At 45.3% G+C, this 17,794-nt stretch carries 15 protein-coding genes; 12 read left to right on the plus strand and 3 right to left on the minus strand.

Annotated features, from left to right (window positions below):
• The first annotated feature begins 25 nt into the window (after positions 1 to 25).
• From LJF29_RS00445 to LJF29_RS00460, 4 genes are all read left to right on the plus strand, one after another.
• Positions 26 to 1,204 (plus strand): cytochrome P450, encoded by a 1,179-nt coding sequence (locus LJF29_RS00445; protein ID WP_229146460.1) that lies wholly within the window; start codon positions 26 to 28, stop codon positions 1,202 to 1,204.
• 85 nt (positions 1,205 to 1,289) lie between these two features.
• Positions 1,290 to 2,063, plus strand: coding sequence for an NAD-dependent epimerase/dehydratase family protein (locus tag LJF29_RS00450; RefSeq protein ID WP_229146461.1), 774 nt, complete (start codon positions 1,290 to 1,292; stop codon positions 2,061 to 2,063).
• 204 nt (positions 2,064 to 2,267) lie between these two features.
• The gene (locus tag LJF29_RS00455; protein WP_026014595.1) at positions 2,268 to 3,128 is read left to right on the plus strand and encodes a carbohydrate ABC transporter permease; all 861 of its coding nucleotides are present in this window, start codon (positions 2,268 to 2,270) and stop codon (positions 3,126 to 3,128) included.
• A 23-nt stretch (positions 3,129 to 3,151) separates the two neighbouring features.
• On the plus strand, positions 3,152 to 4,648 hold the full coding sequence (locus LJF29_RS00460) for an extracellular solute-binding protein (protein WP_229146462.1): 1,497 nt from the start codon (positions 3,152 to 3,154) through the stop codon (positions 4,646 to 4,648).
• A 38-nt stretch (positions 4,649 to 4,686) separates the two neighbouring features.
• On the opposite strand, the gene LJF29_RS00465 is transcribed toward LJF29_RS00460, so the two are convergent.
• Positions 4,687 to 7,002, minus strand: a complete 2,316-nt coding sequence (locus LJF29_RS00465) for a helix-turn-helix domain-containing protein (protein ID WP_229146463.1) — start codon at positions 7,000 to 7,002, stop codon at positions 4,687 to 4,689.
• A gap of 205 nt (positions 7,003 to 7,207) precedes the next feature.
• Here LJF29_RS00465 and rmgP point away from each other — a divergent pair, with 205 nt between their 5' ends.
• The 6 genes from rmgP to LJF29_RS00495 all read left to right on the plus strand — a co-directional run bounded on the left by rmgP (position 7,208) and on the right by LJF29_RS00495 (position 12,040).
• Positions 7,208 to 8,173, plus strand: coding sequence for a polygalacturonan/rhamnogalacturonan ABC transporter permease (gene rmgP, locus LJF29_RS00470; protein WP_229146464.1), 966 nt, complete (start codon positions 7,208 to 7,210; stop codon positions 8,171 to 8,173).
• Between the two features lie 7 nt (positions 8,174 to 8,180).
• Positions 8,181 to 9,302 (plus strand): glycoside hydrolase family 88 protein, encoded by a 1,122-nt coding sequence (locus LJF29_RS00475; protein ID WP_229146465.1) that lies wholly within the window; start codon positions 8,181 to 8,183, stop codon positions 9,300 to 9,302.
• Entirely contained in the window at positions 9,299 to 9,802 is a 504-nt protein-coding gene (locus tag LJF29_RS00480; protein ID WP_229146466.1) for a lipoprotein YteS, read from the plus strand. The genes LJF29_RS00475 and LJF29_RS00480 overlap by 4 nt, the downstream gene beginning before the upstream one ends.
• A gap of 12 nt (positions 9,803 to 9,814) precedes the next feature.
• Positions 9,815 to 11,104 carry a Gfo/Idh/MocA family protein gene (locus tag LJF29_RS00485; RefSeq protein ID WP_010331534.1) on the plus strand — a complete coding sequence of 430 codons (1,290 nt, stop codon included), beginning with the start codon at positions 9,815 to 9,817 and terminating at the stop codon, positions 11,102 to 11,104.
• A gap of 21 nt (positions 11,105 to 11,125) precedes the next feature.
• Complete coding sequence (locus LJF29_RS00490; RefSeq protein ID WP_229146467.1) at positions 11,126 to 11,794, plus strand: YesL family protein; 669 nt, start codon at positions 11,126 to 11,128, stop codon at positions 11,792 to 11,794.
• A gap of 63 nt (positions 11,795 to 11,857) precedes the next feature.
• Positions 11,858 to 12,040, plus strand: a complete 183-nt coding sequence (locus LJF29_RS00495; RefSeq protein WP_003325003.1) for a sporulation protein Cse60 — start codon at positions 11,858 to 11,860, stop codon at positions 12,038 to 12,040.
• A gap of 41 nt (positions 12,041 to 12,081) precedes the next feature.
• On the opposite strand, the gene opuD is transcribed toward LJF29_RS00495, so the two are convergent.
• The gene (gene opuD / locus LJF29_RS00500) at positions 12,082 to 13,614 is read right to left on the minus strand and encodes a glycine betaine transporter OpuD (protein WP_229146468.1); all 1,533 of its coding nucleotides are present in this window, start codon (positions 13,612 to 13,614) and stop codon (positions 12,082 to 12,084) included.
• A 193-nt stretch (positions 13,615 to 13,807) separates the two neighbouring features.
• Positions 13,808 to 15,070 (minus strand): NAD(P)/FAD-dependent oxidoreductase, encoded by a 1,263-nt coding sequence (locus tag LJF29_RS00505; RefSeq protein ID WP_010331531.1) that lies wholly within the window; start codon positions 15,068 to 15,070, stop codon positions 13,808 to 13,810.
• Between the two features lie 205 nt (positions 15,071 to 15,275).
• Between LJF29_RS00505 and LJF29_RS00510 the strand changes: the two genes are divergently transcribed.
• Positions 15,276 to 16,913: a putative polysaccharide biosynthesis protein gene (locus tag LJF29_RS00510; RefSeq protein ID WP_229146469.1), complete on the plus strand. Its 1,638-nt coding sequence runs from the start codon at positions 15,276 to 15,278 to the stop codon at positions 16,911 to 16,913.
• A 66-nt stretch (positions 16,914 to 16,979) separates the two neighbouring features.
• Entirely contained in the window at positions 16,980 to 17,699 is a 720-nt protein-coding gene (locus LJF29_RS00515) for a pseudouridine synthase (RefSeq protein WP_229146470.1), read from the plus strand.
• The last annotated feature ends 95 nt before the right edge of the window (positions 17,700 to 17,794 follow it).

The following is a 17,794-nucleotide window of genomic DNA, read 5'->3' on the forward strand; positions in this document are numbered from 1 at the left end:
ATGTCAGAATCATGAGAGGGAGCATATGACAATTCCAATTTCACCTTCTGCGTTTTTTAAAAACCCTTATCCTTTTTACGATACATTACGTTCTGCACACCCTTTATATAAAGGGAATGTTTTAAAGTATCCAGGCTGGTATGTCACGGGATATGAGGAAGCGGCAGCAATTCTGAAAGATACCAGATTCAAAACACGTGTCCCGCTGCCCGAGACGTCTATGAAATATAAGGATCTAAATCATGTCCAGAAGCAGATGATGCTGTTTCAGAATCAGCCTGATCATAGGCGTCTGCGTCTACCGGTCAGCGGGGTATTTACTCCGAGAATGACAGAGTGCTATCGCCCATTTATAAATGAAACTGTCCATCATTTGCTTGATCAAGTGCAAGGTGAAAAAAAGATGGAGCTGATTTCTGACTTTGCTTTTCCTTTGGCAAGCTGCATTATTGCTAAGATCATAGGTGTGCCGGCAGAAGAAAGGGATCAATGTAAAGAGTGGGCGTCAAGCCTCGTTCAAACAATTGATCTAACCCGATCAAGAAAGGTGTTAACAGACGGCAATCAGATTACAGCAAAGATGAAGGAGTATTTTAGAGAGCTCATTCAAAAACGGAAACAAAATCCGCAGCATGATGTGATCAGCATGCTGCTGAAGGAAGAACAGGCTGATAAGCTGACGGAAGAGGAAGTGGCATCAACGTGTATATTGCTGGTGATCGCCGGACACGAAACAACAGTGAATCTCATCAGCAACTCAATTCTTTGTCTGCTGCAGCATCGAGAACAGCTTTTGCAGCTCAAAGAAAACCCAGCTCTGATTCATACTGCAGTTGAGGAATGCTTACGCTATGAAAGCCCCACACAAATGACAGCCCGTGTTGCGTCAGAAGAGATTGAAATGAATGGCGTAACGATTCGTCAAGGGGAGCATGTCTATGTTCTGCTGGGGGCTGCCAATCGAGATCCAAAAGTATTCGCGCATGCCAATGAGTTCGATATCACCAGAAGCCCTAATCCCCATCTTTCATTCGGGCAGGGCCACCATATTTGTATAGGTTCTTCGCTGGCACGGTTAGAAGCACAAATTGCAATCAACACTCTTCTGCAGCGCATGCCAAGCCTGCAGCTCGCTGTTTCTGAAGTGCGGTACCGGAAGCTAATTGGTTTTAGAGCGCTTATGGAGCTGCCAGTTACTTTTTAATAAAGGCTAAAGGAAGCCATGTGAATGCTGAAAAAGTGTCATCCCCTGGGAAAATGGGCAATCTATAAAAAAGGGGAGTGAACATATGAGAAAAGTGCTGATCGCTGGCGGAAATGGTGTGATTGGGCGGATATTGGCTGAAGGGCTTATGTCTGAGTACGAGGTGACGGTGCTGGATAAAGACCGTTACGATGGCATAACACACGCTATTCAGGCAGACGCGTCAAACTATGAAGATCTATTGAAGAAGATTCCGAGAGATACAGATGTGATCGTGAATTTACTCGCTGTCAAAATCAAATATAATGTCATGGATGTAGCTGAATTTGAAAAAATGACGGATATTTTTTATAGAGCAAGCTACTATTTGTGCCGAGCGGCAGCAGAGCTTGGCATTTCAAAGGTTGTTTTCGCCAGCAGCAATCATGTGACAGATGTGTACGAAAAGGACGGGCATTCACTCTTAGGGCGGGAAATCACAACCGACGACTATCCGCTGTCAAAGAATCTCTACGGCGTCCTAAAGCTGACCTCGGAACATATCGGCCACCTGTTTTATCTGGAAAATAAGCTTTCTGTTATCAACCTTCGAATCGGAACTGTCGTTACAGATGAAATGGATACACTGCATGAGAAAGACCGGACGAAAAAAACGCTTCTTTCCCATCCAGACCTGCTGTCGATTTTTAAAGCAGCCATTGAAACGAATATCCGTTACGGCACTTATTACGCCGTCTCTGACAATCCCGGCAGGCCGTGGTCAATAGAATCCGCGGTTCAGGAGCTTGGGTTTACACCTCAAATCAATACGGCCGAGCTTCTGAAAGAGGAAGGAGAGAACGGCAATAACAGAGCATAATCATTTTCTAAGATGATGCTCTTTTTCTTTTATGATCGGTTACAAGCCAATTCCGATGCCGCTGGGCAAGGGACAGTGTTCAAATGATTATAGACATGGCAATCACACATTTGCTACATTTTAGACACGATATCGTCACACGCTGCAGCTCGTTTTAACAAAATGACAACGCTTACAAAGGAGGTGGGAACGATTGCACATTCACTGAAAAATCGCCTGTTTGATATTTTAATTTACGGATTTTTGCTGATGTTCGCTTTAATATGCGTACTTCCGTTTATTCATGTCATTGCGGCATCCTTTGCCACAGTAGAGGAAGTGGTTTCAAAAAAGTTCATTTTAATACCGACCACTTTTTCGCTCGATGCTTATCGTTACATTTTTTCGACAGATATCATTTATAAAAGCTTGCTCGTTTCTGTGTTTGTGACAGTTGTAGGCACGGCGGTCAGCATGTTTCTTTCTTCACTGATGGCTTACGGTTTATCCCGCCGCGACTTAATTGGGCGGCAGCCGCTCATGTTTCTCGTCGTATTTACGATGCTCTTCAGCGGCGGAATGATTCCGACTTTCCTGGTGGTCAAATCGCTTGGATTGCTTGATTCTTACTGGGCCCTTATTTTGCCGACAGCGATTAATGCCTTTAACTTGATCATTCTGAAAAACTTCTTTCAAAACATCCCGGAGAGCCTGGAAGAGTCCGCAAAAATTGACGGCTGCAATGACTTGGGCATTTTCTTCAAAATTGTGCTGCCGCTGTCTCTTCCTGCAATCGCAACGATTTCACTGTTTTATGCGGTGACGTACTGGAATACGTATATGACGGCGATCTTGTACTTAAATGATTCAGCTAAGTGGCCGATTCAGGTGCTTTTGCGCCAAATCGTTATTGTATCAAGCGGGGTACAAGGGGATATGTCGGAAATGGGCTCGGGCAGCCCGCCGCCTGAGCAAACGATCAAAATGGCAGTGATAGTGGTAGCGACCATTCCGGTTCTGCTGGTCTATCCATTCATTCAAAAGCATTTTGCAAAAGGCGCTTTACTGGGTTCTGTCAAAGGATAAAAAATATGAAACGGAGGGGTATGATGGGAAACAAATGGAGGGTGCTTTTGTTTGTACTTGTGTTTGCTCTCGGAGGAGTGCTGGCGGGCTGTAAAGGGGCTGATCAATCATCAGCTGAAGGCAAGACGGACTCGGATTCAAAGGTAAAGCTGTCTATGATGGCGATTTTGTATCACCAGCAGCCGCCGAAAGACAGGGCCATTAAAGAAATTGAGAAGCTGACAAATACGGAACTGGACATCACGTGGGTTCCTGATGCGGTGAAAGAAGACAGACTGAATGCTGCGCTTGCAGCAGGCAATCTCCCGCAAATCGTGACAATTCAAGACATTAAAAATTCGTCTGTCATGAATGCCTTCAGATCGGGAATGTTCTGGGAAATAGGCGATTATATCAAAGATTATCCGAATTTAAACAAGATGAATAAACTCATTAATAAAAATGTCACAATCGATGGCAAGCTTTACGGGATATACAGAGAGCGTCCCCTCTCGAGACAAGGCATCGTCATACGGAAGGACTGGCTGGACAATTTGAATTTGAAAACGCCGGAAACGCTGGATGATCTTTATGAGGTTGCCAAAGCGTTTACAGAGAAAGACCCGGACAAGGATGGAAAAGATGATACATTCGGATTGACTGACCGAAATGATCTAATTTACGGCGCTTTTAAGACGCTTGGCTCATATGAAGGCATGCCGACAGACTGGAAGGAATCAAATGGAAAATTTACGCCTGATTTCATGACGGAAGAATACAAAGACACAATGGATTACATGAAAAAACTGCGTGATAACGGCTACATGAATAAAGACTTTCCAGTCACAAGCAAAACCCAGCAGCAGGAGCTGTTTTCTCAAGGAAAGGCCGGCATCTATATCGGGAATATGGTGGACGCTGTTAATTTGCGTGACAATGCCTCTGATAAATCAATGGAGCTGGAGATCATTAACCGCATAAAAGGCCCTGACGGAAAAGAGCGTGTATGGGCGTCAGGAGGGCATAACGGTGTATTTGCTTTCCCGAAAACGAGTGTGAAATCAGAAGCCGAGCTGAAACGGATTTTAGCGTTCTTCGACCGAATAGCCGAAGAGGATGTCTACAGTCTGATGACTTACGGCATTGACGGGGTCCATTACAATAAAGGAAAAGGCAAAACATTCACAAGAAAAGAAAGCCAGGTAAAAGATTGGCAGACTGATATTCAGCCGCTGTCCGCCTTAATCGCCATTGATAAAGCTTACTTAAAAAACACCGGTGATCCGCTGCGGACAGCGTACGAGGAGCTGACGGAAGACAATGAAAACATCATCGTCTCCAATCCGGCAGAGAGCTTGTATTCCGCCGCGGAGTCAGAACGCGGAGATGAACTGAAAAAAATGATAGACGATGCCACCTATAAATATATGATTGGAGAAATCACAGAAAGCCAGTTTGATAAAGAAGTTGAAAAATGGGAATCAAGCGGAGGAAAGCAGATTATTCAGGAATACGAGGAAGCGTTTAAAAAAACAAAGTAATAGTGAAAAACCCAAAACGTGCAAGCGGTTTTGGGTTTTTATATGCTTCTTTTTTGCTGGCGGTAGTTGCCGGGTGTGATGCCTTCCAGCTTCTTAAAGGATCTGATAAAGTTTTGCGAGTTTTTGTATTTGAGCTTTTCCGCTATGTCTTTCACCGCCATGTCGGATTCAGCCAGCCAGCTTTTTGCCATATGGTGACGGTAATTCGAGACATACTCGCTGAATGAAATGCCCATTTCTTTTTTGAAAATGCTGCTTAAGTAGTTCGGGTTGTAGTGCAGCCTGCGGGCAATTTCGTCCAGCGTTAAATCGGATTCAAACTCATGGTGGATGATATGGATAATGTTGTCGGAAATATTTTTGTACTGTGCATCGGCCCGGGCATTTACTTTGTCTGTCATCGGATCAATGAACTCTTGCTTCAGCCAGTTTTCGGTATCCTCGAATGTCTTCAGCTCAAAAATTTGGTCATACAGCATTTTGTTTTCTTCAAGCTCAAATAGTTCAATTCCGAGCACATGCATCAGCTCAATGACATGGTTCAGAAAACGGGCGATTGCGATCTGAAATTGGTACGGATTGGTGTTGTGTGTAAAAATCGACTGCAAAATCGCGTGCAGGCATTTGTCTGCTTTCTCCTTGTCACCGGCTTTTACAGCATCGAACAGCTCATGCTGAAGCTGCTTCGGAAAGTGGGTTTTGAACGTTTTTTTCTGATCCAGATCTTCATAAAAGATAATCGATTTGTTTTCTGCTTTCAGCCGGTATTTTAACGCTTCTGAGCCTTCCGCATAGGCGTTTTTTGCCATAGCTAATGCACCAAACGGCTGGCTGACGCCGATGCTGACAGACAGGTGCAGCTCAGCTTCAACTGTATCCTGAATCATCCGGGCAGTATCATTCAGCTCGGCTATAAATTCCTCTTTTGTCCCGCTTTCATTCATCAATATGGTTGCCTGCTGTTTATCAACTACCGCTGGTGCGAGACGTTTTTCCGCCGGGATGTTCCGCTCAATCAGGCTGTTGACGGCAAACAACAGAAGATCCATATCTTTTTTCTCATACGGTGTCTGATTCAGTGTGTCAATTTGGAGCACCAGCAAGGCGAGGTGACGCCAATTTTGTTTTAAGCCGAGGCTTTCAAAGCGGTTATTGACCTCCTCATCCGTCAGCTTTCCAAGCATAAGCCTGACCATAAAATATTGCTGAAGATGAGTGGCCTGCTGTCTCATCGTTTCTTCAAGGTCGTCATTTCTGTTTTTGAGCTGCTTAAAGCTTTGCTCGATTAATTCAAACTCATTTTGATGAACCTGTTTTTCTGGGAAGGCGCCGTGCCGCGCAAATGAGTCATAAAGCAGCCGGATCGGCTTATAAAAATGCCGGGAGCCCAGCCAAGAAAACAATATTGAAAGCGCTAACAAAACGGAGCATACCGTAAAGGTGATCCAGCCGATTGACTTGGCTTCTTTTTTTAGTTCTGGCAGGGAAACGAGAGAAAAATAAGTCCATGTGTTATAGTCTGATTTTTGATAGGTCACTTTATATTGAATGCGGTCAATGACTGTTTCAAACTGTCCGCTTTTGGAGCTTTGCGCCAGCATTTTGTTGACAAAGTCGTCGTTCTGAAGAGAATCGCCTATATCAGACATGTTGTTGTGAAGGATGATACGGCCTTTTTCATCAATGATAAACACGCTGTTTGCGCTTGAATAATCAGGCATATTTTTAACGAGCGAACAGCTTGGGATGCTTGCGGCTGCCAGTCCCTTCGTGTTTGTGCTGTTCAGCGGGAGCTGCTTAATCAAATTGATATTATACCGGCAGCTTTCTGAAGCGCCTTCCTTTGTGGAGATCAAACGGTTGTTTTTTTCCAGCGTCCAATAGGACCGGCTCGCTTTGTTTTTCGAATAGGCTTCGGCTGCTTCATGAAGGGAGTCCGTATTCATGCGGTATAAACCGGAATTGTTCATGTACCAGTTTTTCATATAGCTGACAAGCGTCATGTTGGACAAATCGGTATCAAAGCTTTGCAAATAGTTGAGCTCTTGGTTTACTTGGTCATAAATTTGAAATTGGTCAGAGTGCAAAGGCTCGGACAGTGTGCGGAGGAGAGGCGGCGAACTCACATAGTGGGTTAAAGAATGATCGACGGTTTTTAGGATGTGCTCGATGCTTAGCTGGGTCTGCTGGAGTGTGTCGAGTTTTTCCTCCGAAACGTTGGAGATGGCCGTTTTCTGAGAGTGCTCGTACGAAAACAAACCGACCAAAATGACGGGAATGGTGCTGAGTAAACAAAAAAACGTGATGAGTTTGTAATAAAACTTGTATTGACTTCTTTTCATAAAACCCCCCATTTCATAACACCTTAATACAATTAATCCAAAGATTGATAGATATTGTCAATAATCATTTTCTAATATCGGTGTCTTTTTTACAGGTAGAGAGGCGGAACCCTTGATGACAAAGGGCTCAGGCAGAATGTGATCATATGATTGTAGACGGACTTTTCAGGCTGCGCTACAGTGAAAACAAGAACCCCTGAAAGGAGGCTTTGAAAAGATGAAAACAGCAGAAGCGCAAGCGCCGGCTGTTGACGCAGTCATGTTTAAAAAAGAAAAAAGAAAGCGCTTACTAAATAAGCTGATGCAGCAGAAGTATTTGTACTTTATGATTTTGCCGGGATGTATTTATTTTTTGCTTTTTAAGTATGTTCCAATGTGGGGAATCGTGATTGCGTTTCAGGATTACCAGCCGTTTCTCGGCATTTGGGGCAGTGAGTGGGTCGGGCTGAAGCATTTTATCAGGCTGTTTACTGAGCCTACCTTTTTTGTCCTGTTAAAAAATACGCTCGTGCTCTTTGCCTTGAACCTGGTCATCTTTTTTCCGGTGCCGATTTTATTAGCGCTTCTTCTAAACGAAGTGCGGATCGCACTCTTTAAAAAATTCGTTCAGACGCTGATTTATATTCCGCACTTTATGTCCTGGGTCATTGTTGTATCACTGTCATTTGTGCTTTTGACAGTAGACGGAGGCCTGATTAATGAACTGATTACGTTTTTTGGCGGCGAAAAAATCAATTTTCTGCTGAATGAAGAATGGTTCCGTCCGCTGTATATTCTGCAGGTCATCTGGAGAGAAGCGGGCTGGTCAACAATCATCTACTTGGCTGCAATGACAGCGGTTGATCCCCAGCTTTATGAAGCGGCAAAAATGGACGGAGCGGGACGGCTGCGGCAAATGTGGCATATTACGCTGCCGGCTATCAAAAGCGTCATTGTCGTTTTGCTGATTTTGAAAATCGGGGACACGCTGGAGCTTGGCTTTGAGCATGTATATTTGCTGTTAAACGCCACAAACAGAGAAGTCGCGGAAATTTTTGATACGTACGTTTATACTGCAGGGCTGAAACAGGGCCAATTCAGCTACAGTACAGCGGTCGGCGTATTTAAAGCGGCAGTCGGGCTGATTTTGGTCATGCTTGCGAATCGTTTGGCAAAGAAATTCGGCGAGGAAGGAATCTATTAAGAAAGGGATGGGATCAATGGATCGATCAATCGCTGTAAAATCGCCTCTTACGTACGCGGAGGCATTGGCAAAAACCATTATAAACACGTACACAGTGGAGGAGCTGCCGCCTGCAAACCGCTGGCACTACCATCAAGGTGTTTTCTTATGCGGTGTATTGCGGCTGTGGGAAGCAACCGGACAAAAGCGATATTTTGAGTATGCGAAAGCTTATGCAGATCTCTTAATTGATGATTATGGCAATCTATTATTCAGAAGAGATGAGCTGGACGCCATTCAAGCTGGTCTTATTCTTTTTCCATTATACGAACATACGAGTGATGAGCGGTATGTAAATGCCGCAAAAAGGCTGCGAGGACTATATGGAACGCTGAACCGGACGTCTGAGCAGGGGTTCTGGCATAAAGACGGCTATCCTTATCAGATGTGGCTTGACGGCTTATATATGGGCGGGCCGTTTGCGCTGAAATATGCCAACCTGAAGCAGGAGCCAGAGCTGTTTGATCAGGTCGTGCTGCAGGAATCACTGATGAGGAAGCATACGAAGGACTCAAAAACAGGACTCTATTATCACGCCTGGGATGAAGCGAAAAAAATGCCTTGGGCGAATGAAGAAACAGGCTGTTCGCCAGAATTCTGGGCGCGTTCTATCGGCTGGTACGTCATGTCTCTCGCTGACATGATTGAAGAGCTGCCGAAGAAGCATCCAAACCGTCGCGTATGGGAAAAAACGCTTCAGGACATGATTGAAAGCATTTGCCGCTATCAAGACAAGGAGACGGGGTTATGGTACCAAATCGTTGATAAGGGCGACAGGTCCGATAACTGGCTGGAAAGCTCAGGATCCTGCCTGTACATGTACGCAATCGCAAAAGGAATCAATAAAGGATATCTTGACAGAGCTTACGAAACAACACTGTTAAAGGCGTATCAAGGCTTGGTTCAGCATAAAACCGAAACAACAGAAGACGGTGCGTTTCTCGTCAAAGATATATGTGTCGGAACGTCTGCCGGTTTCTATGACTATTATGTCAGCCGCGAAAGAAGCACAAACGATCTGCACGGTGCCGGTGCGTTTATTTTGGCCATGACAGAGACGGAGACTCTTTTTAGGACAGTAGAAAAATGACGACAGGTTTACGTACGGCTTTCTGTGTGATCGTCTCAGTGCTCTTTTTGGCATCATGCTCAAGCAGGCCGGACGGATTGCATGTCATCCTCTTTTCTGATCTCCAGGCAGGCGTACAAGAAAAAATAAAAGAGGCAGCTGGGCAGGGGACCGGGAAGGTGGATATCTTTCCTGCTTTGCCGGAAAAGCTGCTGACTGAAGTTACGGCTCACGAGGGTGACGTCTTTATCGTGCCTGAAGACTTGTTTGCAACCTACGATGATCCGGAAAATTTTCAGCCGTTAGACGAATTGCCAGTGGAAAAAACATCTCCTTATACAGCCGTAAATCAAAAAACGGGAGAAAAAACAGTCTATGCCGTTCGGATTGAGAAAGGGGAAAAACAGCTGAACGGCTATTCTTTTCGGCTGAATCGAAATATGGCGGCGTTTATCCCTGTATACTCCGAAAAAACAGAGGAAGCGCTGCAGGTGATTTCCCAATTAACAGAAGTCCGATAGGGGTGGGGACCATTGAAAAGCATCGTCATTTGCGGAGTAAGCAGCAGAGCCCTCAGCATGTTTATCAAACCGCTGCTCAAACAGTTTTCAACCATTTATGAAATTACGGGATTACTGGATGCCGATCCGAAACGATTCGCTGTCTGCAAAGAGGCATTTCCGGAGCTTGCACACGTACCGGAGTATAAAGAAGAAGATTTTGACAGTATGATGAGCGTTTCGAAGCCAGACATTGTGATTGTGACAGGAAGGGATGACACCCATGTCACCTATATATTGAGAAGCCTTCAGTGGGATACGGATGTCATAACGGAAAAACCGATGGTAACGACGGTGCAGGATGCAAAGCGGGTGCTTGAGGCAGAAGCGAAAAGCAAAGGGAAGGTTACTGTCGCGTTTAATTATCGCTACAGCCCGTATCACCGGAAAATCAAAGAGATGATTTTAGAAGGAAAAATAGGAAGGGTCACCTCTGTGGATTTGAATTGGTATATTGATACCTATCACGGCGCCAGCTATTTTAAACGCTGGAACCGATCCAGGCAATTTTCCGGCGGTCTTTCTGTCCATAAATCCACTCATCATTTCGATCTGGTGAATTGGTGGCTCGGCCAAAACCCGGCGGAGGTATTTGCTTACGGCGAGTTGAATTACTACGGGCCGGACAGTGAGTGGAATCCGCTGCCGGAAGAAGATGGGCGTTTTTGCGGCACATGCCGGGTCAAAGAGAAATGCCATTACTATGCAAGATGGCATCCCCGTGCTTCTAAAGCTTCTGTAAAGGATGATCATCTCAAGGCGGATGCAGACCAATCAAGCTTATACACCGCATATCGCCCTGACGCGTGCATTTTTGACGATGAGATCGACATTGAGGATACCTATGTGGCGGCTGTCAAATATGACGGCGGTGCGCTGTTAAGCTACTCGATCATATTTTCCGCTCCATACGAAGGCTATCGCCTTACGATAAACGGCACAAAAGGACGTATTGAATCAAATGAATTCCATGAGCCTTCCAGAATCCCGTTTGCTTTTCCCGAGCAGACAATTGAGTATTATCCGCTTTTTGAATCGAAGCAAACCATTCAAGTCGTCAAAAATGAGGGAGGGCACGGCGGAGGAGATCCGCTTTTGCTCGCTGATCTATTTATAGGCAAAGATCCGCTGCGCCAGTATGACATTTTGGCCGGAGCCGAAGCCGGAGCCTATTCTATCGCGGTCGGTGAGGGAATATGGCGCTCCGTTGTTGAAAAGAAACCAATTGATATTAAACAGCTTTTCCACATGCAAAATGTATAAAAGCGAAAAGGAGGGGCTTTCGTGGAGCATGACGGATCAATGGCACGGGTGCTGCGTTTTTGCGAGTGGATCATGAGGTTTGCGTATACCAATTTGCTTTGGCTGCTTTTTACCATCATCGGTCTCGGAGTGTTCGGTGTCATGCCCGCGACTGCTGCTTTGTTCGCTGTCATGCGAAAATGGATTCAGGGTCAGGATCACATTCCGGTGCTGCCGACATTTTGGCGGGAATACAAAGCTGAGTTTCTCCGTTCCAATTTGATCGGTGCTGTATTGGTGTTAATCGGTTTGATCATTTATATCGATTTGGCCTTTATTTACCCGAGCCACTTCTTATTGCATATCCTGCGCTTTGCCATTATGATATTCGGCTTTCTGTTTGTATCAATGCTTTTATATGTGTTTCCGCTGCTCGTCCACTTTGAGTGGAAGAAGCGCCTGTATTTTAAGTTTTCCCTCTTGCTGAGTGTGGCGTACTTACAATATACGCTCGTCATGCTTGCGCTGACTGTTGCGCTCTTTTTCCTGCTTGCCTATCTGCCGGGAATTGTCCCTTTTTTCAGCGTCAGTCTCATCAGCTACTGCCACATGAGGATTGCTTATGCCGTCTTGGTGAAGCTGGAGCAGCAGGACCATGAGCCGGCAAAGAAACATCCTACACCAGAAGCTTTGCATCCGGAGACGAGATAAACATTTCTCTATCATATATTGATTCCAAACGGAATAGGGTGATAGAGAAAGGAGAGCGGATAAATGCTGAAGGTGGCAGTGTTTGATGAAGAGCATGAAAAAGATTTGCAAACGGAGATCAATTCGTTTTTAAAAGGAATATCGGAAGAGCAGCTGGTTGATATCAAATATACGGTTTCAGCGGCGTGCGACCCTGAAGGCGAGCAGCTCTACTGTTTTTCCGCACTCATTCTATATCGAAAATAAAAAAGATCTTTCCGCGTACTGCGGGAAGATCTTTTTTATGGTTAAGCCTTTTTCACTCTTGGGCTTCTCGGTTTCTGGAATTTTTCTGCTGCTCTGATTTCTCTTCGTTCTCTTGCCAATGCTTTATAAAGAGCAGCAATCATGAGCAGGATAACAATTGAAAACGGCAGTGCCGCCAAAATCGCTGTGTTTTGCAAAGCAGCAAGTCCGCCGGAATACAAGAGCGCAGCTGCCATAGCAGACTGAATGATACCCCAGCTGAATTTGACTGAGTTAGCCGGGTTTAATGAACCGTATGTCGTCTGCATACCCAGCACAAATGTCGCTGAATCAGCTGATGTAATAAAGAACACGGCGATCAGGATCAATGCCAGGATAGACGTGATCATTGTCAGCGGATAGTGATCCAGTGTTCCGAACAGCATCGTTTCAGAAGACAGCTTCGCCACATTAAAAATACCTTTTTGCTGAAGGTCCATCGCGGAAACACCGAAAATGGAGAACCATAGGAAAGCCAAAATACATGGTGCCACCAGGACGCCGATCAAAAATTCACGGATTGTCCGGCCTCGGGATACACGAGCGATGAAAATGCCGACAAATGGAGACCAGGAAATCCACCATGCCCAATAGAAAATCGTCCAGCCGTTGATCCATTCACGTTTGCCGGGATCGTTCGGCGCCAGTCTGAAGCTCATTTGAACAATGTTTTGAATATACTGCCCAATTGAATCTGTAAGTGAGTTCATGATCAAAACGGTAGGTCCGACAACCAGCATAAACAGCATCAGCAATCCGGCTAGCACCATATTGGTGTTGCTTAAATACTTAATGCCTTTTCCGAGCCCGCTCCAAGCCGATAGTAAAAAGAGCACTGTTACAATAACAATCAAAATCAATTGAACGATAAAATGATTCGGAATTCCGAATAGGTAATTCAATCCGCCGTTAATTTGAGTTGCGCCGATCCCCAGACTCGTTGCAACGCCGACAACTGTAGCGAAAACAGCGATACAGTCAATCAGTTTACCGATCGGGCCGTTTACTTTATCGCCGAGAATCGGAGTCAGTGTGCTGCTGATTAATCCAGGCGCGTCTTTGCGGAATTGAAAATATGCGATACATAATGCCACGACGGCATAAATGGCCCAAGCGTGCAGTCCCCAGTGGAAAAACGTGTACCGGAGCGCATCTCTGAAGGCTTGGGGGGTTTCTGTTTCACCTGATGGAGAGCTAATTGCGTAATGGCTGATCGGTTCAGCCGCACCATAGAATACTAAGCCGATTCCCATGCCTGCACTGAACAGCATGGCAAACCAAGATAATAACCCGAATTCCGGTTTTTCATCCGGTTTCCCCAGTTTAATTTTTCCAATCGGGCTGACAATTAAAAAGAGACAGAACCCGACAAACAAAGAGACAACTAATAGATAATACCAACCAAATGAATCTGTTATAAACGATTGTGCCGATTGAGACACGTTTTGCAGGCTGTCCGGAGAAATAACGCCCCACAAAACGGCAGCGGCTGTGATGACAATCACAATCCAAAATACACTAGAAATATTCTTCAAACATTCTCACCCTCTGACTTTTTTGTGTACGCCTATATCTTCCTCGCAGGCTTAGTATGGTCGTACGATGGCAGATCATTCCTTCCTGTAAATTACCCCGCAATCAGGTGAAACAAAACAAATCTCACCCTATCATTTTTGCGGGAAATTTTCAAATGTCCGGCATGCTGTAAGTGTTTGGGAAATCTCGTGTTTAAGTAAGGGAAAATCGTCCGGCATTCAGTCCGGCAAGTCTGCCTGTGACGAGCGCAGATGTAATATTGTATCCGCCTGTATAACCGTGAATATCTAAGATTTCGCCGCAAAAATACAGGCCGTCCATTTTTTTAGACGCCATCTTTTTCGGGTCAATCTCCTTCACCGATACACCGCCTCCTGTGACAAACGCTTTGTCAAGTGACAGCGTGCCGTTTGCGAGAACGGTAAATTGCTTGCAGTCTTTGACAAATTGTCTGAAAGGCTCCTTCGGCAGCTCAGAAAATGATATGTTTGGCGAAATGCCGTTTTTTTCGAGCAGGAAAAGGAGGTAGCGCTCCTGCATCCAAGGCTTCAGCACATTTTTTAACGCTTTTTTCGGCGCATCCTTCAGCTCCTTGTGCATCTTTTGGAATAACGTTTCTTCATTGATATCCGGAAACAAATCAATTCTGACGGGCACTTCAGGCTGTTTTTTTAGCTCTTTCACGATAAACTGGCTGCACCTGAGTATGGCGGGGCCTGAGAGGCCGAAATGAGTAAACAGCATGTCCATCTTATGTGTGACAATGGCTTTGCCTTTTTTGTTTAACACACTGACGGCGACATCTCTGAGCGATAAACCCTGCAATGTTTTTTTCTTAATAAACGGCTCGGCAGATGTGACGGGCACCTCTGTCGGGAACAGCTCTGTTATTGTGTGGCCTGCGGCTTCGGCCCATTCATAGCCGTCACCCGTGCTGCCGGTATGGGGAACGCTTTTTCCGCCAACCGCGATAATGACTGCCTGACTATGAATCACTTCGCCATTATTCGTCACAATGCCTGCCGCATGTCCATCTTCATATGTAACAGATTTGATTTTTTCGTTCGTTCTAATCGTCACACGCAGCTGTTTCAGCCTGTTTAACAGCGCGTCGACAACACTTTGCGCTTTGTCTGTCACCGGAAACATCCGGCCGTGATCCTCTTCCTTCAGTTTGATCCCGAGATTTTCAAAAAACTTGATAATATCTTCATTATTAAATTCGGAAAACGCACTGTATAAAAAACGGCCGTTGCCGGGGATGTGCTTAATAATTTCTTCGACAGGAAGGCGGTTCGTCACATTGCAGCGGCCGCCACCGGATATGGCAAGTTTGCGGCCTAACTTGTTTCCTTTATCTATTAACAAAACGTCAGCGCCCTGTTCCCCGGCTGCAATGGCAGCCATCAGACCTGAAGGGCCTCCGCCGATTACAATTACGTCATACTGCTTCATCTTTATCATCAACTTTCTTTTTACATTTCGTGTGCGGAACGCTGTCCGCAGTACTATTATAGCGAAAGACAGGTTCTGCTTAAACGTATTTTGCCGCAAACTTGTATTCTTCCCTGAGATTGCTTTTGTATTTATTACCGTCTATATGCCCATTTGTGGTAAAATAGAAAAGTTGAATCTTCGTAGAAAATGGTGATGAGGAAACATGTCAAGCAAACTGTTAAGAGGCACGTTTGTGTTAACGCTCGGTACATATATTTCACGGATACTGGGAATGGTTTATTTAATTCCTTTCAGCATCATGGTCGGAGCGACAGGCGGTGCGTTATTTCAATACGGATACAATCAATATACTTTATTTTTGAACATTGCCACAATGGGCTTTCCAGCCGCCGTTTCTAAATTTGTTTCCAAATATAATTCCAAAGGGGATTATGAAACAAGCAGAAAAATGCTGAAGGCGGGCATGTCGGTTATGCTTGTAACGGGAATGATTGCCTTTTTCATATTATATTTATCTGCTCCGTTTTTTGCGGAAATATCGCTAGGAGGCAAAGATAATAACGGTTTGACGATTGATCATGTCGTATATGTCATCCGCATGGTCAGCTTAGCGCTTTTAGTTGTGCCGATTATGAGTCTTGTGCGTGGTTTTTTCCAAGGTCATCAAATGATGGGACCGACGGCTGTCTCTCAAGTTGTTGAGCAGATTGTCCGTATTATCTTCCTATTGAGTGCTACCTTCTTGATTTTGAAAGTCTTAAACGGCGGCCTTGTGATCGCTGTCGGTTATGCAACCTTCGCAGCGCTGATCGGTGCCTTCGGCGGGCTGATCGTATTGTATATTTATTGGAACAAGCGAAAAGGCAATCTGCTGGCGATGATGCCGAATACGGGGCCTACAGCAGATTTAAGCTACAAGAAAATGTTTTTCGAGCTCTTCAGCTATGCCGCTCCCTACGTGTTTGTCGGACTAGCCATCCCTTTGTATAACTATATTGATACAAATACGTTTAACAAAGCGATGATTGAAGCGGGACAACAAGCGATCAGTCAGGACATGATGGCCATTCTGACACTTTACGTGCAGAAGCTCGTGATGATCCCGGTTTCTCTTGCGACGGCATTCGGACTGACCTTAATTCCGACGATCACAGAATCGTTTACAAGCAGAAACTACAAGCTGTTAAATCAGCAGATCAACCAGTCGATGCAGACGATCCTGTTTTTAATTATTCCTGCTGTTGTCGGTATATCGGTATTAGCAGGTCCTGTGTATACGTTCTTTTACGGATCAGAGAGCCTTCATCCTGAATTGGGGAAAGACATCCTGTTTTGGTATTCGCCGGTTGCGATCTTGTTCTCTTTGTTTACTGTCAACGCCGCCATATTGCAGGGCATCAATAAGCAAAAATTTGCGGTTGTCAGTCTGGTGATCGGTGTCGTGATCAAACTTGTGCTGAATGTCCCGCTGATTAAGCTGATGCAGGCTGACGGCGCTATTTTAGCTACGGCACTCGGGTATACTGCCTCACTGATATACGGATTTACCATGATCAAACGGCATGCCGGCTATTCGTACAAAATATTAGTGAAGCGGGGCCTTCTGATGCTGCTCTTGTCAGCAGTGATGGGGATAGCCGTTAAAGTCGTCCAGTGGGTGTTAAGCTTTTTCATCTCCTTCGAGGATGGCCAGCTGCACGCTGCGATCGTCGTGCTGATTGCGGCTGTGATAGGCGGAGCTGTCTACCTGTATTGCGCTTATCGTTTAGGTTTTTTACAGAAAATATTCGGCCGCCGTTTACCGGGGTTCTTAAAGAAAGGCAGACATGCTGCTGAGTAACAGAATATGTTGAAACGAGAGGGCTCGCTTGATGCGGGCTTTCTTTTATAGAAAGGAGAGATTGGCATGAGACTAGATAAGCTGCTTGCCAACAGCGGGTATGGCTCGAGAAAAGAGGTCAAATTGATTGTAAAAGCGGGAGCCGTCATGGTCGACGGAAAGCCGGCAAAAGATGTCAAGGCACACGTGGACCCTGATGCACAGGAGGTGACCGTTTATGGCGAGCCGATTGATTACCGCGAGTTTATTTATATCATGATGAATAAACCGCAGGGCGTGCTGTCAGCGACTGAAGACAGCCGGCAAAAGACAGTGGTCGATTTGCTGACGCCGGATGAACTTAGATTTGAGCCGTTTCCTGCCGGCCGGCTTGATAAGGATACAGAAGGATTTCTTTTGCTGACAAATGACGGTCAGCTCGCTCACAGGCTGCTATCGCCGAAAAAGCATGTTCCGAAAACGTATGAAGTCCACTTAAAGTCGCAAATTTCGCCAGAAGATATCACCAGCTTAGAGAATGGGGTATATATTGAAGGCGGCTACAAAACAAAACCGGCACAAGCAGAAATAAAGGCAAACGACAAAGAGCATACCGTGATATATCTGACCATAACAGAAGGAAAATTTCATCAAGTCAAACAGATGGCAAATGCTGTCGGCAATGAAGTCATTTATCTGAAGCGGCTCTCAATGGGACGCGTATCCTTGGATCCTGCTCTGGCGCCGGGAGAATATCGTGAGCTTACAGAAGAAGAACTAGAAAGGCTGAACGAGCCGCAAGCATGAAAAAATCCCGCATCTCACATGCGGGATTTTTTATTATATATAAGCATACAAAAACAAGGCCGAGAACGTCCTCGCCCTGTATCTATCAGGCCGCT

Source organism: Bacillus sp. LBG-1-113 (genome assembly GCF_020708615.1).
Classification (GTDB): Bacteria; Bacillota; Bacilli; order Bacillales; family Bacillaceae; genus Bacillus; species Bacillus mojavensis.